This is a genomic window from Rhizobium sp. LjRoot30 (assembly GCF_964253915.1).
GTDB lineage: Bacteria > Pseudomonadota > Alphaproteobacteria > Rhizobiales > Rhizobiaceae > Metarhizobium.
Genome location: NZ_CAXUSG020000022.1, coordinates 1 through 24,677, shown reverse-complemented (window position 1 = coordinate 24,677; position 24,677 = coordinate 1). Strand labels below are relative to the sequence as shown.

Below are 24,677 nucleotides of genomic sequence, written 5' to 3'. Positions count from 1 at the left end.
AACTATTGTATGAAGGGATAACCCACATGAACGCGATCGACAAGACGGTTTCTGCAGACACCAGCCTCGGCCATCTTCTGGATGTGCTCGTAGTGGCACCGGATGCGCCGTTGGTGTTCAGCTATGACGGCAATACCGTCCGGCCCGGCTACCACGTCACTGAGGTCAAGGCCGGCAAGTTCGCGGCGCTCGATTGCGGCGCCAACCCGGAGACCTGGTCGGAGATCTTCGTGCAACTGTGGGATATCGACGAAGACGGTCGGACGCACATGCCGGCAGGCAAGTTCGCGGCGATTATCCGCAAAGTCTCCGACCATGTGCAGCTTGAGCCGACGGCAAAGCTGACGTTCGAGGTCAGCGATGGTGAGCGGCCAATGACCCTCTACTGCGCGTCTGCACCGCGGCTCGTCGCCGGCACCTTCGAGGTGTCCCTTGCTGCTCGACCAGCAAGCTGCAAGCCGCGCGATCGCTGGCTGGCGGACGAGCAGGCCAAGTCGTCCTGCTGCGGATCAGCGAGCACATCGTCGAAGTGCGGTGCTTGAGCCGTCCAATCTGGTGCGCTCCCGGACGCCACGCCGGGAGCGACTGGCTTACAGCGCCTGAAGGAATGCCATCAGCTTGTCGGGCGGCCGGTAGCGAACACCAGTCGCGTTGACGGGCGCAAGCCGACTGAGCGCGTCTTCCTTCATCGCAAGGTCAGCCTCCATGTAGACGTGCGTCGTGCTGATATCCTCGTGTCCGAGCCAAAGAGCGATCACGGTCAGATCGACGCCGGACTGCAGCAGGTGCATCGCCGTGGTGTGCCGGAAGGTGTGCGGCGATACCGTCTTTGCCCTGATCGATGGAACGTTTCCACCGGCAGCATCGACGGAGAGGTCTAGGCGTTGCCTTACGCTGGAGCGCGATAGGCGCCCACCTGAACTGTTGGGAAAGAGGTAGGCATCCGCCCCGCGATCATGAAGATCCTGCATCCATCGCTTTAACGCTCGCGCGGTCTCACTCCAGAGCGGCACGCTCCGGCGCTTCCGCCCCTTCCCATGCAGGTGGACCACCGGCGCTGTTTCCAGAATGACGCTACCGACACGAAGATCTATGGCTTCGGACACCCGTGCGCCAGTGTTGTAGAGGAATGCAAACAGTGCCCGGTCACGCCTGCCGGCCCAGGTTTTGAGATCGGGCGCGTTGATGACCGCTTCGACCTCGGGCCGGGTCAAGTAACCGAGCACCTGCTTGTCATGTCGTTTTTGCGGGACGGCGAGGCTGCGTTCGATGACCGCCAGCGCGGTCAGATCCTCGTGCGCGGCATATTTGAGGAAGACCCGGATCGCGGAAAGCCGTGCATTTCGGCTCCTGACGCTATTGGCCCGATCACGCTCGAGATGATCCAGAAAGCCCAGGATCAGATCGGCATTGAGGTCGGGCAAGGTCAGGCTCGTCGGGGATTTTCCGATCCGCTTCTCGGCGAAGGCCAACAGGAGCTTGAAGGTGTCCCGGTAGGCCGCGACTGTGCAAGGGCTCACCGCTCGTTGCTGGCGCAGATGATCCACGAAGAAGCGTTGCAGCAAAGTTGGAAAGGAAGGTGTGGTGTTAGTTGTTGGTTTCCGCGCGGAACTGAGCCGGTTAGGCGCATAATTTCCATTGAGAATTGAGCCATGTGAACCTTCCCCCCAACGCGGAGAGCGACGGGGGCAACGGAGTGATCCACATCAGGATGCAGCATAGATTGGACCACATCATCTACTGAACCCCATCATGGGAGGGCCAAGTGCCGATCCCGGAGAGAAGCGCGGGCCGCGAAAAGACGTTGAAAGCTGCATCACGGACGCAGATAATACCTGCTCCTGTAGAGCAAAGCTTTAGGCTGGAAAGCGCCAATAGCGGACACTACCTGATCGGCGGTCGATAAACGTGGAGCCACCTTTTGAGGACAAGGCCGTGTTTGGCCACAGCGCCCTGCGCAGTCCACGCGGCTCTACACTACAGCTTGATCCTATCACGTATGGTCTCGACTGAACTTTTTATTGCTCGCACCGTCTCGGCCTCCATTCCCACGGCTTCCTCAATACAGCGCCCTACGTCTGCAGCATTTGTTCTGAGGTCGATTGCTTTTTGCGTCAGATGAATCAGAACCTCTCGCTCATCCCTTGGATTGCGGGTCCTGGTGATTAGACCCGCCGCATCCAGGCGCTTAAGCAGCGGCGTGAGCGTGCTAGAGTCCAGGTAAAGTGTCTTCCCTAGTTCCTTCACGGTCTGGCCGTCCCGATGCCAAAGCGTCATCATGACCAGATATTGCGGATAGGTCAGCCCGAGCTTGTCCAGCAGTGGCCTGTAGAGCTGGGTGAAGGCATGGCTCGCCGAGTAGAGTGAAAAGCACAGCAATTCAGTGACTTCTGGGTTTTTGTCAGAGGCGTCAGTCGGTTTGGCAATCATGGCAATCTCCTTTCGCTCAAAATAATTTGCGCGCGATTTAATTGCAAGCGGTTGACAGGCGCAAAAGCAGCAGGCATATAGATCGTGCACAAACGAATTGCATACAAATCATCACGCGGAGATCAAGATGTCTACCTTCACCACCACCGACGGGACCAACCTCTTCTACAAGGACTGGGGAACTGGCCAACCGATCCTCTTCGCCCATGGCTGGCCGCTATCGTCGGACGCCTGGGACCAGCAGATGCTGTTCTTCAGCCAGAATGGCTTCCGGGTCATTGCTCATGACCGTCGCAGCCATGGTCGTTCCGACCAGACCTTCAATGGCAACAACATGGATCAGTATGCTGACGATCTGGCCGAACTGATCGAGGCGCTCGACCTCTCCGACCTGATCCTGGTTGGCCATTCTACCGGCGGCGGTGAAGCCTCCCATTACATCGGCCGCCATGGCACCGCACGCGTTGCCAAAGTGGTTCTCGTCGGCGCGGTTCCGCCGCTGATGCTGAAGACGGCAGACAATCCCCACGGCACGCCCATGGAAGTGTTCGACAATATCCGCGAGAACACCGCCAAGAACCGTTCCCAGTTCTTCTTCGATCTGACCATCCCCTTCTACGGCTTCAACCGGGAAGGCGTCACTACCAACGAAGGTCTGCGGGAGAACTTCCGCCACATGGGTCTGCAGGGCGGGATCAAGGGTCAGTACGACTGCATCCGCGAGTTCTCAGAGGTCGACTACACTGAAGATCTCAAGAGCATCGACCGCCCGACGCTGATCATCCATGGCAATGACGACCAGATCGTGCCGATCGAGGCCTCGGCCCACCTGGCTGCCGAAATCGTCGCTGACGCTACCCTCAAGGTCTATGCAGGCGGTTCTCACGGACTGGCAGAGACTGAGGCCGATCGCTTCAACGCTGACGTTCTCGCGTTCATCCGTACCTGACCATCCACACTTCACCAACCCCACCACTCATCTTCAAAACCCTCACATTGAGAGAAGGAAAAATCATGTCCAAGTTTGTTGCAAGCCTTGCTGTTGCCGGCGCTCTGGTCTCGGGTCACGCATCTGCTCAACCTGCCAAGCCCACCATCGTTCTCGTGCATGGAGCCTTTGCCGACTCCTCCAGCTGGAATGGCGTCACAAAGATCCTGCAGAAGGACGGCTACCGCGTCGTTGCCGCCGCCAATCCCCTGCGCAGCGTCTCAACCGATGCTGCCTATGTCTCCGATATCGTCGCAAGCATCGAAGGCCAGGTCGTACTTGTCGGCCATTCGTATGGTGGGCAGGTCATCACCACGGCGGCTAACGGCCGCGATAACGTCAAGTCGCTGGTTTATGTAGCCGCTTTCGCCCCGGATGAAGGTGAGGCCGCAGCTGATCTGGCCGGCAAGTTCCCCGGCGGCACACTCGGCCAAGCCCTTGCGGCGCCGGTAAAGCTTGCCGATGGCAACGTCGACCTCTCCATCGATCAGGAGAAGTTCCATGAACAGTTTGCCCATGACGTCAGCCTGGATGACGCCGCACTCATGGCATCCGGTCAGCGGCCGATCACTGAGGCTGCTCTGACGGAGAAATCCGGCAAGCCGGCCTGGAAGGCGCTGCCCTCCTACTTCATCTATGGCGATGGCGACAAGAACATCCCGGCTCAGGCACTTGGCTTCATGGCCGAGCGAGCCGGATCGAAGAACACCGTCGTCGTGGAAGCCGCCTCGCACGTTGTCATGGTCTCGCAGCCACAGGCCGTGGCAGACCTCATCGAGGAAGCCGCGCAGTAATTCTCCAACCTACAATGGGCCGATCGCTCCAGGGCGACCGGCCTTTTTCTAGGTTTTCCAGGGAGAGTCCCGTCTGAAGGTGGTAATAGGTCCGAACCATTTTTAAGGCGGAAGCTTCGTCCGCAAAGCGCCAAAAGCGGCCTTTGAAACCATACTTACTCGCAGTTGTTTCTGAGCCGCTAAGGGTAGCTCGATGAGCTGGAATGAGATTTCCAGAATAGCAATCAATTCACGTCAACGACTTGGCCCGCTTTGCTCGCTCAGCACGTCCTTGCGAGGCGGTGCACCGAACAAGGCAGCGTATTCGCGGCTGAACTGCGAAGCACTTTCATAGCCAACCGCAAAGGCGACGCTTGAGACTGTCCGCGCATCAAGAAGGAGCCTGCGCGCCTCGTGAAGCCGGACCATCTTGTGGTAGGCGCCGGGGCTGAGATTGGTCACCGATTTGAAGCGCCGGTGGAATGTCGTAACTCCCATACCCGCAATATCTGCCAGCCTATCGATGCTTATCTTTTCCCGGAAGTTAGCCTTGATCCAGTCGATGGCACGCTGAACCTGCACAGTCTGGCCGCCTATGCGCAGCGCATCTCGCAGAAGATGGCCCTGCGGACCCTGGCCTATGCGATATAGCAGTTCCCGGGTGTACAGAGGGGCAAGATGCGCTGCATCTGCCGGCGTGTCCATCAAAGCGGTCAGACGCGTCAGGACATCGACAGTCGCTCCTGACACGGAGCCCACGGCGAAGGCGGGGTCCGCTTCCACCGGTAACGCGGGAAGCATCTCAAGGGCGCCTTCGCGGGCGAGGTCTGGTGACAGCCTGATCTCGATCCCAACGAAACCCGTGCATTCACTGGGACGTCCACCGACAGGATGAGAAAGTGCGCTGCGCCATAGGTGAGCGTTTTGCGGCCAATAGAGAGCTGCTTTTCTCCCTGAAGCACGAAATAGATCATCGGCTCATACATCAGCGCCTCGTAGCCGGTCGTTCGCTCGGCCCTGCGAAGAGCAACGTTCGGGATGAGGTTCGGGAGTACGGCGTGCTTGATAAGCCGGTCAGTCAAATTGCGCAGTTCTGGTAGGCTCATAGCGATGACTAATCACGGAAGATGAACAATAACGGCAGAATTGGCAGGATCGGGCAAGACGAGGGCAGGATCTGGCTCATGGATGCTTCCACATGCCCCCACATCCGTCGGTGTTACCACTGAAGGAGATGACACCATGACCCATGTTGTTGAAACCCCCGCTTCGGACGAAACACGAAAAATTCTCAAAGGAATTGCCGCACAGATCGGCTACCCGATCCGTGCACCTCTGCTCAAGAGCCCAGAGGACTATGGTCTCAAGTATGACAGGGTTTCCTTTCCCTCGCTTGACGGAGTGCCGCTTGAGGCCTGGTTCATCCCATGCGAGGGATCAGACAAACTCGTCATCGCCAATCACCCCCTTTGGTTCAACCGCTATGGTCTGCCTGCCCACCTCGAACCTTGGAAATCGATCGGCGGCCCTCTTAACGCATTCGAGGTGAATTACGTCCCGGACTACAAGATCCTGCACGACGAAGGATATAATGTGCTCGCCTATGACATGCGTAATCTCGGACAGAGCGGCAGCGCCAATGGTGGCATCAGCAGCGGAGGCCGCCTCGAAGCGCGAGATGTTCTGGGGTCGATCCAGTATGCCCGAACGAATCCAAAGGTTAAGGAAATGACCATTGGGTTGTTCAGTCGCTGCCAGGGCTGCAATGCAACGATCTACGCCATGGCGGAGTCTCCTGATGCGTTCGAAGGAATCCGCTGCATGGTGGCCCCGCAGCCTCTGTCGGTGCGGGTGGCGATCGAACAGCTTCTGGCAGCGATGGGACTGGATGAGCACATCGGGATCGTTGAGCAGGAGCTGATGGCGATCAACAGCTTCAGGCTGGACGAGATGTCTCCGGTACCGTTCGCAGAACACGTCCGTATCCCAACACTTCTCTATCAGGTGAAGGACGATGCCTTGACGAGGCCGGACGACATCCAGGCCATGTTCGACAACATCCCCATTCCGGAGAAGGAACTGATATGGATTGAGGGTACCTCGTCACGCTGGGACGGCTACCTGTATTTTCAACGGAAGCCTGAACGTATGATCGCATGGTTCAATCAATACATGCACTAAACGACTTCGAAAGTCTGGCAAGCTCCAGCCATGACCCTGATTGCAAACGAGTCCAAAATGGCCTATCCGCATTATATACAGTCAAACTGTATATAATGCGGAGCCTTGGAGGTCGACCATGTCTGATGAGAACAAGGGAGTGGTTCGCCGCTTCAACATCGAAGTGATCCAAAATGGAAGCGAGGCGGCATTTCACGCCCTGATGTCTCCCGACTTCATAAATCACGCCGCCCCCCCGGGCATGCCGCAGGGTCCTGAGAGCATGTGGAACACGTTTGAGAAGGTGTTACGTCCCGCGTTGTCGAACCTGAAGGTCGTGATCCACGACCAGGTTGCCGAGGCAGACAAAGTCACCACCCGCAAGACCATTAGCGGAATTCACTCTGGCACTCTGCTCGGCGTTCCGGCGACAGGACGAGAGCTGACAATCAGCGTCATCGACATCGTGCGCATTGAAGGCGGCAGATATGCGGAGCATTGGGGCTTGAACACGCTGTCCAACGTGATCGCCACCCTGTCCAGGGGGTGATCGGTCCCGTTAGCATAGCCGTTCGATAATACGGATGGCCGCGTCGAGCGCTCGTCTGTCCTCTTCGGACAGACGCTCCTCGATCCGTTCGGCGATCTTCGCCGTTCGGGCTTGGCGGGCGCGGCATAAGCTCGTGCGCCCCTCCTCAGTCAGGAAAAGAAGTTCACTACGCCGGTCCGCCGGGTTGGGCATCTTGCCGATCAGCTTTTCTGTTTCCAACTGACCGACAACCAGTCGCATGCTTTGGTGGCGAACGTTGCGGCGGTCAGCCAGTTGGGCGACGCTCAACGGCCCTTCCCTATTCAAAAGCGACAATGTCTCCGACTGCGAGGTTGTCGGTGTCTGTGCTCCGGTTTTTACGCCGCGGATGAATCTGCTGAACGCGACACGTAAAGCTTCGGCAAGCGCGTGAGCATCTATCGGGTTACAGGCGCTCAATTCACGATTTCCATTTCTGACACGACCTCAAGCCAGCCACTCCGCAACCCTTGCCAGTGCACGGGATAATTGCCTGAACCAGGCACTATAGGGATTGGCGGCCCCTGAGAAGGGAAGCAGACGGACTGGCTTCAGGTCAAGACGCGGTCACCTTCGATCTTCGACATGGCGGCGCGAAGCTCCGCCATCGGATCGACCGCCAATGACCGGTTTGGGCCGACTGCGGACGAACACTGCTTTCTTGGCTAACGGATAGACGGGACAGAGCTTGACCTCAGCCCGCCGATTAGAGAAGCGCCACCAAGTTCCTGGAACGCTGAAGACTTGATGCGGAGATTTGCATTTGAGTTGGCAGGGCACCGTTTTGCGCCGAAGCCCTCACTGGCTAACAGTTTTTCCCGCACTACATGCTGAAATCTAACAGCTTATCGTTTTGGGCGGGGAGCGCATATGAGTTTAGATGAGCGACCGGCGGTCGTTATGGTCGTTGAAGATGAGGCGGTGATTCGTATGGACGCTGTGTACGTTTTGGAAGCCGAGGGGCATACGGTGGCCGAAGCGGAAAGCGCAGATGCAGCTCTGGAAATTCTGCACCATCAATCCGATATCGACTTGATCGTGACTGATGTGAGAATGCCGGGCTCAATGGACGGCCTTGGCTTAGCGAGGATTGTGACTGAGCGTTGGCCGAACGTTCGGATCGTAGTCACGTCAGGGTTCGTAAGCCCGTCCGCTTTCGAGCTTCCAGTCAAAGCAAAATTCTTCGCCAAACCATATCGACTGGAACAGCTTGTGAAGTCGGTGAATGACCTTTTGGCAGCCTGACTTTCAACGGATAAGGAAATTGGAATGGCAGATGAAACGACTTCCAGCATCATTCATATTGCTGATTTAGATAAGCTTCACGAAGAGATCTGTGCGGAAAAAGGGCTGGGTTTGAATTCAGAGGCCGCCAAGGCGCTTCATGTCTTGTTGCTCCAAATGCATTCGCAAGGCGTGCATGACAAAGCCAAGCTGAAGGAAGCTGGCAAACACTTCCCTTAAGGTAGCGGCTTTTCCGGAAGTCCACGAGTGGGGTTGAATGCTTCATGCCCGTCATTTTTCAGTAACCCTGGCGCGTCTTCATTCAGTAACTGGGTTGTACACTGTGGAACATGGTCAATGCGAAGCCTGCATCGTTAGCGCGTTTTCAATCGCGGCGCCCGAAGCTGTATTGTCAAAAATGCACCAGCCGTCCGGCGCCAACAGGTCTGAGAACGCCCTGATCTCGTCTTCGGTATAGCTCGAGTAGTAGATCTTCGGGTTGCCATGCAGACGCACATATTTCGGAGGCGTGTCAAAATCCTCCGCCGGCCATACAGGTGAAGGATCGGCAAGAACCCGATCGATCGCATAGCTCTTCAATAGATCCAGCGCTTCGTCCGCTGCCCAGCTCCCGTGTCGCGCCTCAATGACAATTTGGTCCTTATCGGCGCGTCGCATTGCCTTGAACGCACTTTCGAATTCATCACCATCGAAGCCAAATGACGGTGGCAGCTGAACGAGCAGCGGGCCGCGTTTTTCCCCGAGCGGTGCGATATCTTCAAGGAAAGTGTCGAACGGCTCGGTGATATCTTTCATCGCACGGACGTGGGTGATCTGCTTGGGAACCTTTACCGAGAATCTAAATCCGTCAGGTACGGAGTCGGCCCAGCGTGCGAACGTTGATGTCTTGTGGCGGCGGTAGAAGGTCGAATTGATCTCAACGCCGTCTAACACCGACGCGTATCGTGTCAGGCCACTTCCTTGCTGTGCAAATCGGTCGGCGACCGTTTTCGGGATCGACCAGGCGGCGGTACCAATAATTGGCATTCGTCATCTCCCAATTTTAGCTCGCAAACGAAACGAGGAGGCATATTTGAGTTCCGCGCCCCGATTGTGCATGTACTCGGACCTCATCTGCTATTCAATGTTTACAGGACGCATTCAGGCGAGCGCTACAGCTTACCGGCTTAATGTCATAAGCTGCTTAGTGAGATCCGGCCGGGACATTCGACCAGCTGCATTACGACCAAAAATTTTTCGCTAAGGATCTTGAACTGAAAAAACGTCAAAACCAAATCGGTTATGCCAGCCGCTACAGCAGGGCTTGGCATTGCTAGGAGCGCCGCTGGTGCTTCCGTACCCATGTTGCTTCAAGGAGGATATGGCAATGGCAACATCTTACGACTATACCCCACTGTTTCGCTCAAGCGTCGGCTTCGACCGTGTTTTCAGTCTTCTTGAAAACGCGCAAAGCGCCCGCTCTATCAGCGATTGGCCGCCTTACGATATCGTCAAAACCGGTGACGGCGCTTACCGGATTTCGATTGCGGTGGCAGGTTTCGCGCAGGACGACCTCGAAGTTACCTTCCAATCCAACCTTCTCACGGTCACCGGCAAGAAGCAGGAGGTGGCGAATGAAGGGTACCTGCATCGCGGCATTGCCGGGCGCCCGTTCGAACATCGGTTCGAGCTTGCCGATCATGTCCGGGTGAGCAAAGCGGATCTCCATAACGGTATGCTGACGATCGATCTCGTGCGCGAGATCCCCGAGGCCCTGAAGCCACGAAAAATTTCAATCTCAGGCTATTCTGCGTTAGCCCCTTCAACTCCAGCACAGATCGAAGCTCAGAAGGCTGCGTGATCTAGCGAGTAGTTGCGGAAAAGGGCGCCGTTGTGGACGGCGCCCGTTGGCATTCCGGGTGGGAAAGGAGCGAAAAATGAAACCCGATATGTTCAAAGAACCTGTGACAATTCTTGTTGGTATCGGCTTCCCCGCTAAGGTCAGATCGGTAATGGACGCCTATCGTCACCTCGCTGAATGGCCGCCGTCGGTTCGCGATTCTGCTCATTCGATAGCACTCAATGCCTGCAGGGCGGCATTGCAGGGCGAGATTGAAGTGGAGACTGCGCGAGGGATGTTCGCCGCTTTTGCCGAAAGACACGATCTTCTGGCGCCGGACCTCGATGCGGTCGTTGCCACCCGCCATAGCCGCGACAGAGATCCGCACGTCCGTTGAGGCTTTGGAGCAACTTACCTACTGATGGCCATCCAGCAGATGGCCATCCTTATCTCCGCGCGAAAACCAATTGCATCACCGCACTAAACCGACAGACCGATGGGAGATTTCGCACGGGAGCCTTCATTGGCGCGGCGATCAAAGCCGCCATGCTGATTTAAGTCAGATCTCCGAGATTTGGTTAGAAGCCTTACCGCCTTTGGAACTTTCCTCCTCCAACGAGGTTGAGTGACGAACCAACGAGAAGAATTCCATGGCAGGTGCGCTTTACAGCTGCAGCCACCGAGATCCTCGCCGAACGCACTGCGGCAACACTCAAATCTATTGAAGGACATATCCGATGAAAGCACTATGCTGGCATGGCAAGGGCGACATCCGTTGCGACAGCGTTCCGGAACCGCAAATTGAGGATGGCCGCGACGTTATCATCAAAATGACGGCATGTGCCATTTGTGGCTCGGATCTGCATCTGATGGACGGCTATATTCCCTTTATGGAGAAGGGTGATGTGCTCGGGCACGAGTTCATGGGAGAGGTCGTCGAGGTCGGACGCGATAACAAAAAGCTGAAAGTCGGCGACAGGGTAGTTGTGCCGTTCACCATCTGCTGTGGTGAATGCCAGCAATGCCTGAAAGGCAACTGGTCCGTTTGCGAGCGCACCAACCGGAATGCAGATAATGCAATCAAAGCATTCGGCTATCAGACTGCCGGCCTGTTTGGCTATTCGCACCTGACCGGCGCCTACGCGGGCGGCCAGGCAGAGTTCGTCCGCGTCCCCTATGCGGACGTCTCGCCCATTGTAATTCCCAATGGTATGACCGACGAACAGGCATTGTTTCTGGGCGATATCTTCCCGACAGGCTGGATGGCGGCCGCAAATTGCGAGATCGAACCGACGGATATCGTCGCCATTTGGGGCTGCGGGCCGGTTGGTCAGTTCTGCATCAAGAGTGCCTTTATGCAAGGTGCGGCCCGCGTCATCGCTATCGACAATGTTCCTGAGCGGCTTGCCCTGGCGAAACAAGCCGGAGCGGAAATCATCAACTTTGACGATGAAGACGCCACCATTCCGGACCGGATTAAGGAAATGACCGGCGGTCATGGCGCCGACAAATGCATCGACGCGGTCGGTTCTGAATCTCACGCCACCGCCTCATTCGACGCCATCATTGACAAGGTCAAAGCCGCTACGCTGCTGGGGACCGACCGGCCGCATGCGCTGCGTGCCGCGATCATGGCGTGCCGACCTGGCGGAATCGTTTCGGTTGCGGGCGTCTACGGCGGTTTTCTGGACAAGATTCCCTTCGGCGCCGCCATGAACAAGGGCCTGACCATCCGTACAGGACAAACACATGTGAACCGGTATTCACTCGATCTTCTCCGCCGCATCGAAGAAGGCGAGATCGATCCGAGCTTTATCATCACCCATCGCGCGAAACTTGAGGATGGCCCTGCCCTCTACGAGACCTTCAGAGACAAGAAGGACAACTGCATCAAGGTCGTGCTGACGGCGTAGATAGGGTCCCCTCAGACCCTGCCGCTCAGCGTCTGAGCTGACGATAACAGAAACGTTATCAGCGCGGGAACCTTCGATGGAAAAGCAAGTTGAATAGCGCGTCACTAATAACAGGGAGAATTCTCCAATGCCGACAGCCAAGACCCTCGACGACCTGTTCCTTGACACCCTCAAGGATATCTATTTTGCAGAAAAGCAGATCCTGAAGGCTCTGCCCAAGATGGCTCGAGCCGCCCAGTCCGAGGAAGGGAAAGCCGGTTTTCTCCAGCATCGGGACGAAACCCAAGGTCAGATCGAGCGTATCGAACAGGTCTTCGAGATTCTGGGCAAGCCCGCCCGTGGCAAGACTTGCGAGGCCATCCAGGGCATCATCGCGGAAGGTGAAGAGATCATGGAGGAGTTCAAAGGCTCTCCCGCGCTCGACGCCGGTCTCATCTCCTCCGCGCAGGCGGTCGAACACTACGAGATCGCGCGTTACGGCACGCTGATCGAATGGGCCGGTCAACTCGGTCTTAAAGATGCAGTCCCGCTCCTCCAGGCCAACCTTGACGAGGAAAAGGCCACGGATGAAAAGCTGACCGGGCTGGCCAAGGCGTCTGCGAACGCAAAAGGCAAGAAAGCAGCTTAAAGTCTCGAGATTTTGACCAGGGCTGCCTATCGGGCGGCCCTTTCTCTATTTGTCGTGAGGAGATCTCCATGGCCCGAAAGCCATCCACCAACCCCAAAAAGACATCCGCTGCCTCCGATATGGTCACCATCCACGACCAGCAGCTTCACCGCGGTGAAGGCGGAGAGTTGCACCAGTTCGCTGAAGACGGCCATGATACATTGACAACGGCCCAAGGTGCCCCGGTCGCAGATGACCAGAATACACTACGAGTCGGAGCGCGCGGTCCTGCGCTGATCGACGACTTTCACTTCCGAGAAAAGATCTTCCATTTCGACCATGAACGGATTCCGGAGCGGGTAGTCCATGCGCGCGGCTACGGTGCGCACGGTTTCTTTGAAACTTATGAGTCCCTTGCAGACGTCACTCGCGCCGACATTTTCCAGCGCGCCGGCGAACGTACGCCTGCCTTTGTCCGATTTTCAACCGTCGCCGGCAACAAGGGATCTTCCGATCTCGCCCGGGATGTGCGCGGCTTTGCCGTCAAGCTCTACACCAAGGAAGGGAACTGGGATCTTGTCGGCAACAACATTCCAGTGTTTTTCATCCAGGATCCCATCAAATTTCCCGATGTCGTACATGCAGCCAAACAGGAGCCGGACCGGGCATTCCCTCAGGCACAAACCGCTCACGACACTTTTTGGGACTTCATCAGCCTGACGCCGGAAAGCATGCACATGGTCATGTGGATCATGTCTGACCGCACCATCCCCCGATCCTTCCGCTTCATGGAAGGCTTTGGCGTGCATACCTTCCGGTTCGTCAACGCTGATGACCAATCCACGTTTGTCAAATTCCACTGGAAGCCAAAGCTCGGCCTTCAGTCCGTAGCGTGGAACGAAGCGGTGAAGATCAACGGAGCCGACCCGGATTATCATCGCCGTGATCTTTGGCAGTCCATCCAGTCGGGCAACTTTCCCGAATGGGAGCTGTGTGTTCAGCTTTTCGACCAAGACTTTGCCGACAACTTTGATTTCGACATCCTCGACCCCACCAAGATCATTCCTGAAGAGATCCTGCCCGTGCGCCCGATCGGCCGTCTGGTGCTCGACCGTATGCCGGATAACTTCTTCGCGGAAACCGAGCAGGTGGCGTTCATGACTCAAAACGTCCCGCCAGGCATCGACTTCAGTAACGATCCTTTGTTGCAGGGCCGGAATTTCTCCTATCTGGACACGCAATTGAAGCGGCTGGGCGGCCCTAACTTCACGCACCTTCCTATCAATGCGCCGAAGTGTCCTTTCCATAACTTCCAGCAGGATGGCCACATGGCCATGCGTAATCCGGTCGGGCGGGTGAACTACCAGCCGAACTCTTTTGGAGAAGGACCCCGTGAGTCTCCTACCCGGGGTTTCCGGCATTTCCCGTCTGATGAGCAAGGGCCGAAGGTGCGGCTGCGCCCCGAAAGCTTTGCCGATCACTACAGCCAGGCCCGCCAATTTTACATCAGCCAGACGCCACCCGAACAACGGCATATCGCAATGGCGTTGACGTTTGAACTGAGCAAGGTTGAAACCCCGGTTATCCGCGAACGGATGATCTCTCACCTTCTCAACATCGACGAGACATTGGCGACAACCGTGGCTCAAAAGCTTGGGCTTCAGTCAATGCCCGCCCCAGCCGACGCCGCTATGCCAACCCGTCAGGACCTGGAGCCATCGCCGGCACTCAGCATTGTCGAACGGGGGCCTAAACGTTTTGAGGGTCGGAAGCTCGGTATCCTGGTCACCGATGGCGTGGATGTCAAACTCTTGAAAGTCCTCACGGCCGCGATCGAAAAGGAAAAGGCGGTCGTTGAGCTGATCGCACCTAAGGTTGGCGGTATAGTTGCATCAGATGGCAAGCGCATCGTCGCACACCATATGATCGACGGTGGACCTTCTGTTCTGTTCGACGCTGTGGCGCTTCTTACATCACCAGAAGGCATCGAAGATCTTGTCAACGAAGCAGCCGCGCGTGATTTCGTGGCTGACGCGTTCCAGCACTGTAAGTTCATAGGATATGACCGGTCCGCCGCGCCTCTTCTGGCTAAGGCGGGCGTTGCAGATGCGCTTGACGAAGGCACGATTGCACTGCCAGGTGAAGAGGGCATTGCAGCGTTCGTAGCGGAATTGGGAAAGCTGCGCGTCTGGGCTCGCGAGCCCTCAATCAAACTCGGCAAGGCGTCACCTCCGTTACAGAAATAACTCTGGTGGCGCGTCTTCGGACGCACCCCAATCCGCATTGGGAACTACCGTCGCGCCGGGTGCGTTAGGCAAGGAATCTCAATAACATCGAGGAATACCAGTGGCTCTCAAAGCTCTCGCATTCAACGGCACACTCAAAACCAGCAAGGCGCAGGAAAAGTCGTCAACCGACCGTATGCTCGGTCTCATTGCCAACGAGCTTAAAACGTTTGATGTAAGCATGGAGACTGTCCGGCTGGCGGATTACAACATCAAACCGGGTGTGACATCCGATGAAGGCGAAGGTGACGACTGGCCCGCCCTTCGAGAACGGTTGCTTGCCGCCGACATTCTGATCCTCGGCACACCGATCTGGCTCGGTCAGCCTAGCAGTGTAGCCAAGCGTGCGCTGGAACGAATGGACGCCTTTCTTGAGGAAACCGACGATCAGGGCCGGATGGTCTCTTACGGCATCGTCGCCGCGGTCGCCGTGGTCGGGAATGAGGATGGTGCTCATCACGTTTCGGCCGAGATCTACCAGGCACTGAACGACGTCGGGTTCACCATCCCGGCAAATGCCGTCGCCTACTGGGTGGGTGAAGCCATGGGCTCGACAAATTTTGTCGATCTTGAGGAAGTACCCGATGTGGTCACAAAGGCGGTTCAAATGCTCGCGCGTAACACAGCGCACCTAGCGGGGCTGCTCAAGCACAGTCAATATCCTGGCGAGACTACCTAGAGAAGCAGGGGCCGTTGGGTAATGTTCGATTTGCCGTTCCTGATCACGAAAAGAACCTGCTGCGCGTGAGACGCGGCGTCGAATAAGTCTCGCTCGGCCAACGCCAGATAACTTCGCACTGCTCGCCGGCGTCAATCCAAAGGACGTGCATCAATGGTACCTTGAGGTCTATGCTGATGCCTACGAGTGGGTAGAGCTTTCAAACGTGGTCGGCATGAGCCAGTTCGCCGATGGCGGCTTTCTCGGCACCAAACCCTATGCAGCGAGCGGGAACTACATCAACCGGATGTCGGAGTACTGCGTGAGCTGTCGATTTGATCCAAAGCAACGCGTCGGCGACAAGGCCTGTCCGTTCAATTCCTTGTATTGGGACTTTCTCGCCCGCAATGAGGAGAAGCTGCGATCGAATAGCCGGCTCGCGCAGCCATACCCGCTTGGGCGAGGATGGACGATGGGACGCGCCGCGGCACGAGGGCGCGTGCGGCAAAATTGCTGGCAAGCTTGACTTGAAGCTGGTGCGGCCCAACTAAGTGACGGTTTCTATGGCCGTTCCACTGAAGCACGTGTGGCGGTGGAAGGCGTACGAATTTTAAGCGAGAAAGGCAGTGAACTTGGCCACACCTTCAAGGTCTTACATCATACTCGCAGTGTTCCTCGCCGTGGTTTTGGGGGTCGGATTCTCGATCGGTCTGACGATCAGGCCCGGCGAATGGTATCAGGCGTTGTCAAAGCCGTGGTTCACCCCTCCCAATTGGCTGTTTGCCCCCGCATGGACCGTTGTTTACATCCTGATCGCCATCGCGGGCTGGCGGATAATAATCACTGAAGGTGTCACATCCGTCCCTTTTCGGCTGTGGTTCACCCAGATGCTTTTGAACTGGGCGTGGACCCCAGTCTTCTTCGGGCTTCATCAGATTGGACTTGGCCTCGCTGTCATAGTTTGCCTTTTGGTGACGGTGCTTGCGTTCATCATCAAGACGCAAGACAGCCTGGCACGCTGGTGTTTCGGGCCGTACGCTCTGTGGCTCGTCTACGCGACATCGCTGAATGGAGCTATTTTTGTCCTGAATTGAGGTCGTCAAACATGAAGGGTCTCGTGATAGGATCGTCCGGAGGTATCGGTCAGGCCCTGGTTGCCCGTTTGCAGGCAGACGATCGGTTTGAATGAGCGCATGATGACAGCCTGTTGCTAGCCTGGTTGCCGCTGTTGCCACCGCTGCGCAAACGACTTGCACCCATCGCTTTGCAAGTCTTGCAATTGTGCGGTGCAGCATTACCTACGACATCCGGGACGTCGGTTGGCTTTCCGCGAACAGCGAGGAAGCCCCTATGAGAAGTCTTTCGGATACTTTGCAGCGCCTGCAGCGGTTTCGCACCGCGCCGACCATGCCTACGGGTTCAAATCGGCTGGAGAAGCTGCAGAACCAAACCGCTAATCCCGGCGATCTGCTGGGGTGGTATCGTGTCCCCGTATCCGCGGATTCATCATTTGCAATCCCGCTTGTAGTAGTCCTGCATGGCTGCACACAGACGGCTGCCGGCTATGACGCCGGATCGGGATGGTCGAAACTGGCCGATGAATATGGTTTTGCTGTCCTGTTTCCGGAGCAAACCCGCCAGAACAACGCTAATCTCTGTTTCAACTGGTTTTCCGACGGCGATATCCGGCGTGACGGCGGCGAGGTCGGCTCGATCCGTGAGATGATCGGCGTGATGATTTCCGACCACGGCATCGACCCCACGAGGGTGTTCATCACGGGGCTATCGGCTGGCGGCGCCATGACGAATTCCATGCTCGCCGTCTATCCAGAAGTGTTCGCCGGGGGAGCGATCATTGCGGGCCTGCCATATGGCGTTGCCTCGAGTATCCCACAGGCGTTCGACCGGATGCGCGGTCATGGTCTACCCCCTCGTGAGCAACTTCAGGAGCGGCTTCGTTCAGCATCGAGCCATGCCGGCCGGTGGCCTACTATATCCGTCTGGCATGGTACGGCCGACAAGACGGTGGATGAGCTCAACGCCCGGGCCATTATCGACCAGTGGAAAGCCATACACGAGGTGGCCGATCGACCTTCTCGGTCGGATGTCGTCGACGGACAGGAGCACCACGCTTGGACATCGAGGACCGATGCGGACGCCATTGAACTCTACCGCATCGGCGGCATGGGACACGGCACCCCTATCGACACGTCAAGCGGCTACGGCTCGCAGGCACCCTACATGCTCGACGTCGGCATCTCGTCGACGGAGCACATCGCGCGAACATGGGGCCTCACACCATCGTTTGAGCGTCGTGCGAATCCCGAAGCCGCGGGCGAAAGGCTCTCGGGAGCGAAGTCTGATCGCAAGATCACGAATAATGTCCAGGACGTCATAGAGAGTGCGCTGCGGTCTGCGGGGCTCATGAAATGACGCATCCGTGGTAATCAAGGGCCAGCCGCACGTTCTCACTGGATCGGCATCTTCGCAATCTCGGCTGAGCTTGGTGGCGGCACAACGAACTGGCGATACCTGAACATATCCAATTGGGTTTATGCATGTGAGGTGCGGAAATGCCAAAACTTTCCATACGCCATCGGACGACCTACAGCTATCGTAGCCCCGTTCAGCTCTCTCCTTACCGACTACTGCTGCGGCCACACGAGGGGCCGGAGCTCCTGCTGCAAAGGCACCAGATTACAGGTTCTCCCGGAGGCAGGGTGTCCTGGACAACCGATGTGTTCGGAAACGCAGTTGCGACCATGACGTTCTCAGAGCCGACCAAGCAGCTCGAGATCGTCAGCCGTGCGGATGTCGATCTGAAATCGGAAGCCTGGCCTGTGTTCGATATCGCTGCGCCGGCCGCAACCTACCCCTTCCTTTATGACGACCAGGACTGGAAGGATCTCGGCGCCCTCAGGGATGTTCAATATCCCGACCCTTCTGGCGAATTGCAGCAGTGGGTCAAGGGCTTCGTCATGGGGAATTCGACCGATACGCTGTCGCTGTTGAAGGATCTTAGTGCCGGGGTTTCGAACGGCGTCGCCTATCAGGCGCGCGACACAGAAGGAACGCAGCCCCCGTTGGAGACCATCTCGTTGCGGTCCGGAAGCTGCCGGGATCTTGCGACGCTTTTTGCCGAAAGTGTCCGGGTTCTTGGCCTCGGGGCGAGGATCGTGTCCGGATATCTCTACGACCCGGCGCGCACCCACGTCGGTTCATCGCCGGGAGGGTCAACCCATGCATGGGTTGAAGTGTTCTTGCCCGGTGCGGGATGGATTGCCTTCGACCCGACAAACAGGAGCATGGGCAGCGCCTCATCCCCGTGGGGGTCGCGCGCGACATTACCCAGCTCATGCCGGTATCGGGAACGTTCATCGGCCCCGCGGGTGCCTTTCAATCGATGGACGTTGCCGTGGACATCGCCTTCATTGCCTGATGAAACGTGAACGATAGGCGGAAATGCTGTGATCACACGCGAACCGGATTTAAATCCGATGCGTCCCTTGCAAAATCAGAACTTGTACCCATATATCGCTTATCGACCATTGCTTGTGATGTTGGTCCGGAGTTTGGCTCCCGTCGCATTTCCTCTCAAATCATCGATCTTATCCCGCAAGGCATCGCGGGAACCACAACGATTGTTCTGAAAGGAAATCGTCATGACTACTGGTACCGTTAAATGGTTCAACACCACCAAAGGCTTCGGCTTCATCCAACCTGACAATGGCAGCACGGACGTCTTCGTCCATGCATCCGCTGTCGAGCGGGCCGGAATGCGTTCGCTCTCGGATGGCCAGAAGATCTCCTACGAGGTTGTTCAGGACCGCAAGTCCGGCAAAAGCTCCGCCGAAAATCTTCAGGCAGCTTAAAGTTTTCATTCGCCCCGCTGACCACGGATGTACTGGCAGCAGAGCTGAGTGAATGTGAGAGGTCGGGTTAGCGCCCGGCCTTTTTGTTTTTGGACTAAGCTCTGAACGCTTTGATCCTACCTGACTTCTTGGATGCGTCCGAGCACCAAACCGAAAGAAGATTATCATGACCATGACGAAACATGCATTTTTCAAGCCGGAGAAGATTTCCGCGCGAGACAAGGCCGCGACTACGAGTGAGGTCGCGCGGCAGATCATTGAGACGGAGACGGCTGACCGAACCCGGAAAACAGTGCTTCTGCGCCAATTGCGCGAAGCGCAGCCGATCGAGCCAAAGCCGGTCCGCCCAACGCGGCGCCGAAAGACAGCAATAGCGGCTTGATGGCCACCGTTGACCGGAGCTGGTGGGGCAACACCGCATTTGTCGGATCAATGCCGTCTCGGCGCATAAATCGGAAGGACCGGATATGACCGCCACTCATACAAATTTTCTGCCAAGCTATCCCAATGCCGCTCCGGTAGCCGTTACCGTGATCAGCTTCATTTTTGTCATGTTTTTGATCGGGGAGGGCTGGCTGTGGTGAACATAACTCACATAAAGCAGTCGCTCCTGCGCAGGCTTCTCAAAAGAGCGGACTATGCGACGCTCGACCTGAAGCCCGAAGCGGGAGCAGATCACTCGGCGGAAACCACTCTCATCGAGCAGATCCGGTCCGGCATGATCGCGCCGGATGACTATCCCGCCTCGATAAGCACAGGCGAAAGGCAAATCGCAGGCGAGCCAGCGGATCAAGCGACTATCTCGCGCGAGCAGGCGCATCCCCTCGACGACATAGGCGCTGTCGGGGAAAGCTATGAACCGGAAGAACAGATCGAATTTGCTGCGAGCTCCATCGGCGACCGTTGGTTCTTGTGCGGGGACGGCAAGCACGGTGGCCGCTTTGTGCTGCATCGCGCCAATCCGGCGTCAGGAGGACACGAGACACGCAGGTCGGTCGACGCCTTCCTCGCTTTGAAGCCCAATGGTCCTGAGCATGAGGCGCTAAGAGTCCTGCTGAACGTCGTCGATTAGGCACGCCGGTTGCCGGCTATCGTCCTTTTGAACTTAAACATTCGGTTCGCTCCACCAGCGGCCGGCCGTTTTGACTCGCTTATGTCATGCTTCGACCTATGTGATTCGGGGCGTGCGCTGGCAAAGGCGCATTTTGATCGGCGACCGGTAGAAGTTAAGAGCATCGGCGTGGCGCGTCCTGTTCGCCGTTGGGCGCTGTTATAATAGCTTGATGCCTGCTGAACCGATCGGTGCCTCTATTGCTCCATCGGCTCGGGGCGGGGAATGCCGCGGTTGGCAGCTTCGGTGATATACCCGGACCGCAGCCCATGCGCCGAAAACTTCGCACTCTCCAGTCCCGCTGTGGCTTTTAGCTGCCGATTTCAATTGAAGAGCTAAGCGAGAATCCCGAACCTAAAATCTCCGCTCAGGGTTTCATGCGGAGGAGGGGAGGGGGCAGCTAAAGCCCTGATGCCTTAGTCAAATTCACGCGGAAGCGATCACGTCGTCTCTGATATCGGCGGGTCATCTCTGCGGACGCGTGCCCCAGTTGCTTCTGGACATACCGCTCATCGACTTCGGCGGAAGAGGCCAAGCCCGCGCGAAGGGAATGGCCGGAGAACTTGAAGGCGCGTTCAATCTCGCTGAGATCACCACGAACGCCGGCCGCCAAAGCTGTTCGTTTGACCAGTCGGGCGACTTCCTTGTCGTTGAGCCGCTGCGGGCCGACAGATTTGCCCCGATCCGTAACGCGGCGGAAGAGGGGACCATGCGCCAACTTTGCGAACTTGATCCAGGTCTCGACTGCCGCGACCGGGCAGGTGGCGTCTGAAGAGCCGCGACCAATTTCGACCTCTCGCCATCCGGTTTTGCCTCGCAGGGTGAGGAGCATACCCTTGTCGAGGATCTCGATCCAACCGCGACCGTCCTCAGTCTGGTCGGCCTTCAGGTCGAGGCCGACGATCTCGGAGCGCCGAAGACCTCCAGCAAAGCCGATGAGCAACATGGCCCGATCCCGCAGGCCGCGCAGACAGCCGCGATCGAGCGTCTCGACCATGGCGATGATATCCTCAGCCATGACCGCTTCCTTTTGGACCGGTGGCTTGGCGTGGCTGTTGCGGATGCCGGCCATTACGGTGGCGATATGCAGATCTTTACGATCGAGCGAGAGGCCACGCTGGGCATAGTTCCATGAGAGCGAGGAGAGGCGGCGTTCGATGGTCGAGACTGAGTTCGCTTTTGCACCCCGTTCAGCCGTGCCGGAAGCGCAGGCGGTGATATAGAGCCCGACAGTTTGCGGATGCGGGGGGAGGGCGGCCAGATTGGAGCGCCGGCACCACGCCGAAAAATGCTTCCAGTCGGCGACGTAAGCTTTGCGCGTGTTGGCGGAGCTGGCGGCTTCGACGTAACCCCGGGCGCGATCAGCAGGGCTGGTGAGATGGGCGTGCCTCTGATCCTGCATGGCGAGGGAGGGGAGGGGGCTTTCGCCCGACACCACCGGTGCGGAAACATCACGCCCAGCCGCCGTGCTGAGAGACGGCGCTAAGGTCTCCTCGACGTGAATTTCACTGTTTTGCTCGATGATTTGGGCCATTTCTCTATAATGAGCAAAATGTCCGATAATGCAATATTATCGGACATTATTTATGGATGACAAGCCGTGCGGTTGTTACCGAAATAGATGGCTTAAACCGCTCACACATTGTAGGATGTCGGTCATGGATTCGCCCGTCGACTCGCCCAATTTCGCCCCTGCGTTAACGGCTGCCCTGCCCGGCTGGGCCCTGCCGCTTGGCCGCGAGCCGGATGTGCCTGCTGCCGCCTTCGCCGCTGGCATCGCCTTGAAATCGCTGGACGATCTTGTCCGCTCCGCGCCCGTCTGGGCCGGCTGCTGGCGTGCGCGTCAGGCCCTGAAATGTGCCGCCGTCGCGGTCCGGCTGATGGGCCGCAGCGAGGACGAGGCCGCGTTGCGCGATGCGCTTTTGCTCACCGCCGCCGGTGACGATCCCGGCCCGGCCGGAAAGGTGTTTTTGGCCACCAAAAGGCTTGCCACCCGAAAACCCGCCTTCTCCTCGAAAGCGATGGCCGAACTCGCCGATCTTCTTGGGCTTGCTTGGGACGATCGGCTGGCCGCGGCCGTCGACCTTGCCGACGACGCGCTGCAAGCCGGCCGCCCGGCGCCGATCGCTGCGGCGGACCTAGTCACGGCCATCCATGCCGTGCGGCCGGATGCCGAGCCGCTCGCCTGGATGCTGGCCGATCGGCTGATCGCCGCGCTGCTGAAATGGGATTTTGCTGTGCCGCTGCTGATGGCCGAGCGTTATGGCTCCGCCTTCAAGACTCTCGGGGGCCGGGGCCGTGTGCGCCCGGGAGAGCCGGCCTTCGCCCGCGCTGTCTGCCTTGCCCTCACCGAGGGAACCGGCGCGGCCCTACGCACCGCCAGCGAGATTGCGCGGCGCGCCGAGACGCTGCGCGCCGCCGCGCCAAAGGTTCGCACGAAAGGCGCCGGCGCCATCGTCCAGGCCCTGCTCAATGGGGACGCCATGGCGGCCTCGGCACCTGGCGGCAATCTATCGCGTTGGGCGGCGACTCGGCTGTTCGACCGGCTGCAAGGTTTTGGCGCCGTGCGCGAACTGTCAGGTCGCAGTGCGTTCCGGATCTATGGATTGTGACGATGGCTGAACCGGATGCACCCGGCAAAACACGGACGTCTCGGACGAAGGACGCAAGCGAACGCTTGCTGGATCGGGAACTGGCGGATTTGCCGCCGGAGCTGCGCTGGCGGGAATGGATGTTGCGGGTCGAGGCGGTGATCTTTGCCGCGGCCGAGCCGGTTGGCCGCGACACGCTGGCCCGTGTCATCGGCAAGGATTGCAGCATCGACTTGCTGATCGACGACCTACAGGAAGAACTCCGTCACCGGCCCTATGAGATCGTCTTCGTCGCCGGCGGCTGGCAGCACCGAAGCCGTCCGGCTTACGCAGGCGCGATCCGGGCGTCGCAGGCGTCGACGCGGAGTGCGGGGCCAGCGCTATCCGACTTCGAGGCCATGGTGCTGATGGCGATCGCTTATTTCCAGCCGATCAGCCGCGGCGAATTGTCGAAAATCTTCGGCAAGGAGGTCAGCCGCGACACGATCGCCAGCCTGCGTAACGCCAATTTCCTCGCCTCCGGCCCACGCAGCCCGACGCCAGGCGCGCCCTATACCTACGTTACGACGAAGCAGTTTCTCTCGGCCTTCGGCTTGCGGACGCTGCGCGACCTACCGGACATCGAGGCGCTGGAGGATGCGGGGCTGCTGAGCCGGAGGGGCGTGCAGGACGAAGCGTTGGTTGCCGCAGAGGGTGAGGAGGAATAGCCAGGATAGCGCACCTGCAGCAGAGGTTCTTATACAACTGTTGATAAAAAGCCTACTTGTGTTCGCAAGCTAAAGGTTGGACTCCCAAACTCAGTTTCTTGTGATTATGGATAGTACGGAATTGGAGTGGAAATGGGAGAATGTTCCCGTTATGTTCATGTTTTGGAACTGATGGGAGATTTCGATGGCTAAGCCGTACGCATCTGAACTGGCCCGGTTGCAAGAGACCCTACGCTGGGCCTCCTCGACCGACATTGAATCCCTGAGAACTGCAGTGAAGACCGCTGGCTTTTCCCCGTTGTCAGCCATCGGATCTGGAGGGTCGTTGACGGCGGCGCATGCGCTCGCAGCACTGCATCAATTATTTACCGGCAAGCCTGGCCTGGTTCAAACGCCCCTGGAGGCCGCGAATGGGAAATTGGACCCGTCCGTCAGTCAGTGGCTTTTGAGCGCTGGAGGAAGTAACGTCGATATCAACGCTGCTGCTGTTTCCCTCATTGAACGGGAACATCGCCAGGTCGCCGTGATGTGTGGCCGGCTCGGCAGCCCAGTTACCGAAATTTGTGAACGTCACCCCTTCGTTGATCTTTTGTTGTTTCCTCCACCAGCGGGAAAAGACGGTTTCCTTGCGACGAACTCCCTCGTGGGGTTCTCAGCCCTGCTCGCACGTGCATACACTTCAGTCTTTGACCCAACCGCGTCTTGGGAAGATGTCGCTTCTACCGTAGAGCCATATGCAGATGGAGGCTCAGGCCAGGTGCAAAGTTGGCGAGATTCTGCCGAAGTTCTGTGGGACCGGCCTACCACCGTGGTGCTACACGGGCCTTCAACAAAAATCGGGGCAGTCGATCTGGAATCGAAGTTCACAGAAGCGGCGCTTGGTACTGTGCAACTGGCCGACTATCGAAACTTTGCCCATGGTCGCCATCATTGGCTAGCTAAGCGTGGAT

General features: G+C 57.8%; 26 protein-coding genes and 5 pseudogenes. 22 read left to right on the top strand and 9 right to left on the bottom strand.

The window, feature by feature from the left end; all coding sequences use genetic code 11:
• The first annotated feature begins 26 nt into the window (after positions 1–26).
• Entirely contained in the window at positions 27–542 is a 516-nt protein-coding gene (locus tag ACSQ3I_RS26090; RefSeq protein ID WP_436003810.1) for a DUF6428 family protein, read from the top strand.
• A 48-nt stretch (positions 543–590) separates the two neighbouring features.
• On the opposite strand, the gene ACSQ3I_RS26085 is transcribed toward ACSQ3I_RS26090, so the two are convergent.
• Positions 591–1,547 carry a tyrosine-type recombinase/integrase gene (locus ACSQ3I_RS26085; RefSeq protein WP_436003808.1) on the bottom strand — a complete coding sequence of 319 codons (957 nt, stop codon included), beginning with the start codon at positions 1,545–1,547 and terminating at the stop codon, positions 591–593.
• A 430-nt stretch (positions 1,548–1,977) separates the two neighbouring features.
• Positions 1,978–2,430, bottom strand: coding sequence for a MarR family winged helix-turn-helix transcriptional regulator (locus tag ACSQ3I_RS26080; protein ID WP_436003806.1), 453 nt, complete (start codon positions 2,428–2,430; stop codon positions 1,978–1,980).
• 127 nt (positions 2,431–2,557) lie between these two features.
• Between ACSQ3I_RS26080 and ACSQ3I_RS26075 the strand changes: the two genes are divergently transcribed.
• Together ACSQ3I_RS26075 and ACSQ3I_RS26070 are read left to right on the top strand one after the other, a co-directional pair.
• Complete coding sequence (locus tag ACSQ3I_RS26075; protein ID WP_436003804.1) at positions 2,558–3,379, top strand: alpha/beta fold hydrolase; 822 nt, start codon at positions 2,558–2,560, stop codon at positions 3,377–3,379.
• 65 nt (positions 3,380–3,444) lie between these two features.
• The gene (locus ACSQ3I_RS26070; RefSeq protein WP_436003802.1) at positions 3,445–4,212 is read left to right on the top strand and encodes an alpha/beta fold hydrolase; all 768 of its coding nucleotides are present in this window, start codon (positions 3,445–3,447) and stop codon (positions 4,210–4,212) included.
• A 234-nt stretch (positions 4,213–4,446) separates the two neighbouring features.
• Here ACSQ3I_RS26070 and ACSQ3I_RS26065 read toward each other — a convergent pair whose 3' ends face one another.
• On the bottom strand, positions 4,447–4,896 hold the full coding sequence (locus ACSQ3I_RS26065) for a helix-turn-helix domain-containing protein (RefSeq protein ID WP_436003867.1): 450 nt from the start codon (positions 4,894–4,896) through the stop codon (positions 4,447–4,449).
• A pseudogene (locus tag ACSQ3I_RS26060) lies at positions 4,870–5,177 on the bottom strand (AraC family transcriptional regulator); the annotation flags it as partial. The gene ACSQ3I_RS26065 and the pseudogene ACSQ3I_RS26060, both read right to left, overlap by 27 nt.
• A 256-nt stretch (positions 5,178–5,433) precedes the next feature.
• Here ACSQ3I_RS26060 and ACSQ3I_RS26055 point away from each other — a divergent pair.
• Both ACSQ3I_RS26055 and ACSQ3I_RS26050 read left to right on the top strand, forming a co-directional pair.
• Positions 5,434–6,372, top strand: coding sequence for an alpha/beta hydrolase family protein (locus tag ACSQ3I_RS26055; RefSeq protein ID WP_436003800.1), 939 nt, complete (start codon positions 5,434–5,436; stop codon positions 6,370–6,372).
• A gap of 118 nt (positions 6,373–6,490) precedes the next feature.
• Positions 6,491–6,901: an ester cyclase gene (locus tag ACSQ3I_RS26050; protein ID WP_436003798.1), complete on the top strand. Its 411-nt coding sequence runs from the start codon at positions 6,491–6,493 to the stop codon at positions 6,899–6,901.
• 9 nt (positions 6,902–6,910) lie between these two features.
• Here the strand turns inward: ACSQ3I_RS26050 and ACSQ3I_RS26045 are convergent, their stop codons facing one another.
• Entirely contained in the window at positions 6,911–7,339 is a 429-nt protein-coding gene (locus tag ACSQ3I_RS26045; RefSeq protein WP_436003796.1) for a MarR family winged helix-turn-helix transcriptional regulator, read from the bottom strand.
• A 450-nt stretch (positions 7,340–7,789) separates the two neighbouring features.
• On the opposite strand from ACSQ3I_RS26045, the gene ACSQ3I_RS26040 reads away from it, so the two are divergent.
• Both ACSQ3I_RS26040 and ACSQ3I_RS26035 read left to right on the top strand, forming a co-directional pair.
• Positions 7,790–8,164 carry a response regulator gene (locus ACSQ3I_RS26040; protein WP_436003794.1) on the top strand — a complete coding sequence of 125 codons (375 nt, stop codon included), beginning with the start codon at positions 7,790–7,792 and terminating at the stop codon, positions 8,162–8,164.
• Between the two features lie 24 nt (positions 8,165–8,188).
• Positions 8,189–8,383 (top strand): hypothetical protein, encoded by a 195-nt coding sequence (locus tag ACSQ3I_RS26035; protein WP_436003792.1) that lies wholly within the window; start codon positions 8,189–8,191, stop codon positions 8,381–8,383.
• 114 nt (positions 8,384–8,497) lie between these two features.
• On the opposite strand, the gene ACSQ3I_RS26030 is transcribed toward ACSQ3I_RS26035, so the two are convergent.
• Positions 8,498–9,190: a DUF72 domain-containing protein gene (locus ACSQ3I_RS26030; protein ID WP_436003790.1), complete on the bottom strand. Its 693-nt coding sequence runs from the start codon at positions 9,188–9,190 to the stop codon at positions 8,498–8,500.
• 340 nt (positions 9,191–9,530) lie between these two features.
• Between ACSQ3I_RS26030 and ACSQ3I_RS26025 the strand changes: the two genes are divergently transcribed.
• The 12 genes and pseudogenes from ACSQ3I_RS26025 to ACSQ3I_RS25970 all read left to right on the top strand — a co-directional run bounded on the left by ACSQ3I_RS26025 (position 9,531) and on the right by ACSQ3I_RS25970 (position 19,700).
• On the top strand, positions 9,531–10,004 hold the full coding sequence (locus ACSQ3I_RS26025) for an Hsp20 family protein (RefSeq protein ID WP_436003789.1): 474 nt from the start codon (positions 9,531–9,533) through the stop codon (positions 10,002–10,004).
• Between the two features lie 76 nt (positions 10,005–10,080).
• Positions 10,081–10,380 (top strand): DUF982 domain-containing protein, encoded by a 300-nt coding sequence (locus ACSQ3I_RS26020; protein ID WP_436003787.1) that lies wholly within the window; start codon positions 10,081–10,083, stop codon positions 10,378–10,380.
• Positions 10,381–10,720: 340 nt separating this feature from the next.
• Positions 10,721–11,896 carry a zinc-dependent alcohol dehydrogenase gene (locus tag ACSQ3I_RS26015; RefSeq protein ID WP_436003786.1) on the top strand — a complete coding sequence of 392 codons (1,176 nt, stop codon included), beginning with the start codon at positions 10,721–10,723 and terminating at the stop codon, positions 11,894–11,896.
• 127 nt (positions 11,897–12,023) lie between these two features.
• Positions 12,024–12,524 (top strand): YciE/YciF ferroxidase family protein, encoded by a 501-nt coding sequence (locus ACSQ3I_RS26010; protein WP_109460405.1) that lies wholly within the window; start codon positions 12,024–12,026, stop codon positions 12,522–12,524.
• A 68-nt stretch (positions 12,525–12,592) separates the two neighbouring features.
• Positions 12,593–14,749, top strand: a complete 2,157-nt coding sequence (gene catE, locus ACSQ3I_RS26005; protein ID WP_436003784.1) for a catalase C — start codon at positions 12,593–12,595, stop codon at positions 14,747–14,749.
• 100 nt (positions 14,750–14,849) lie between these two features.
• Positions 14,850–15,467: a flavodoxin family protein gene (locus tag ACSQ3I_RS26000; RefSeq protein ID WP_436003782.1), complete on the top strand. Its 618-nt coding sequence runs from the start codon at positions 14,850–14,852 to the stop codon at positions 15,465–15,467.
• Positions 15,468–15,576: 109 nt separating this feature from the next.
• A pseudogene (gene phrB, locus ACSQ3I_RS25995) lies at positions 15,577–15,977 on the top strand ((6-4)DNA photolyase); the annotation flags it as partial.
• A 101-nt stretch (positions 15,978–16,078) separates the two neighbouring features.
• A complete protein-coding gene (locus ACSQ3I_RS25990; RefSeq protein WP_436003780.1) occupies positions 16,079–16,540 on the top strand; it encodes a TspO/MBR family protein in 462 nt (153 codons plus the stop codon).
• A 256-nt stretch (positions 16,541–16,796) separates the two neighbouring features.
• Positions 16,797–17,879 (top strand): extracellular catalytic domain type 1 short-chain-length polyhydroxyalkanoate depolymerase, encoded by a 1,083-nt coding sequence (locus ACSQ3I_RS25985; RefSeq protein ID WP_436003778.1) that lies wholly within the window; start codon positions 16,797–16,799, stop codon positions 17,877–17,879.
• Between the two features lie 140 nt (positions 17,880–18,019).
• A pseudogene (locus ACSQ3I_RS25980) lies at positions 18,020–18,885 on the top strand (transglutaminase family protein).
• Between the two features lie 223 nt (positions 18,886–19,108).
• The gene (locus tag ACSQ3I_RS25975; RefSeq protein ID WP_436003776.1) at positions 19,109–19,318 is read left to right on the top strand and encodes a cold-shock protein; all 210 of its coding nucleotides are present in this window, start codon (positions 19,109–19,111) and stop codon (positions 19,316–19,318) included.
• 166 nt (positions 19,319–19,484) lie between these two features.
• Positions 19,485–19,700 (top strand): hypothetical protein, encoded by a 216-nt coding sequence (locus ACSQ3I_RS25970; protein ID WP_436003774.1) that lies wholly within the window; start codon positions 19,485–19,487, stop codon positions 19,698–19,700.
• A gap of 117 nt (positions 19,701–19,817) precedes the next feature.
• Here the strand turns inward: ACSQ3I_RS25970 and ACSQ3I_RS25965 are convergent, their stop codons facing one another.
• The 3 genes and pseudogenes from ACSQ3I_RS25965 to ACSQ3I_RS25955 form a co-directional block, all read right to left on the bottom strand.
• The gene (locus ACSQ3I_RS25965; protein ID WP_436003772.1) at positions 19,818–20,270 is read right to left on the bottom strand and encodes a hypothetical protein; all 453 of its coding nucleotides are present in this window, start codon (positions 20,268–20,270) and stop codon (positions 19,818–19,820) included.
• A 278-nt stretch (positions 20,271–20,548) separates the two neighbouring features.
• Positions 20,549–20,737: pseudogene (locus tag ACSQ3I_RS25960) on the bottom strand (integrase); the annotation flags it as partial.
• A gap of 92 nt (positions 20,738–20,829) precedes the next feature.
• The gene (locus ACSQ3I_RS25955) at positions 20,830–21,963 is read right to left on the bottom strand and encodes a site-specific integrase (protein WP_436003770.1); all 1,134 of its coding nucleotides are present in this window, start codon (positions 21,961–21,963) and stop codon (positions 20,830–20,832) included.
• A gap of 124 nt (positions 21,964–22,087) precedes the next feature.
• On the opposite strand from ACSQ3I_RS25955, the gene ACSQ3I_RS25950 reads away from it, so the two are divergent.
• The 3 genes and pseudogenes from ACSQ3I_RS25950 to ACSQ3I_RS25940 all read left to right on the top strand — a co-directional run.
• Complete coding sequence (locus ACSQ3I_RS25950) at positions 22,088–23,041, top strand: DUF1403 family protein (RefSeq protein WP_436003768.1); 954 nt, start codon at positions 22,088–22,090, stop codon at positions 23,039–23,041.
• A 2-nt stretch (positions 23,042–23,043) separates the two neighbouring features.
• On the top strand, positions 23,044–23,727 hold the full coding sequence (gene scpB, locus ACSQ3I_RS25945) for an SMC-Scp complex subunit ScpB (RefSeq protein ID WP_436003766.1): 684 nt from the start codon (positions 23,044–23,046) through the stop codon (positions 23,725–23,727).
• A 184-nt stretch (positions 23,728–23,911) separates the two neighbouring features.
• A pseudogene (locus ACSQ3I_RS25940) lies at positions 23,912–24,677 on the top strand (sucrose-6-phosphate hydrolase); the annotation flags it as partial.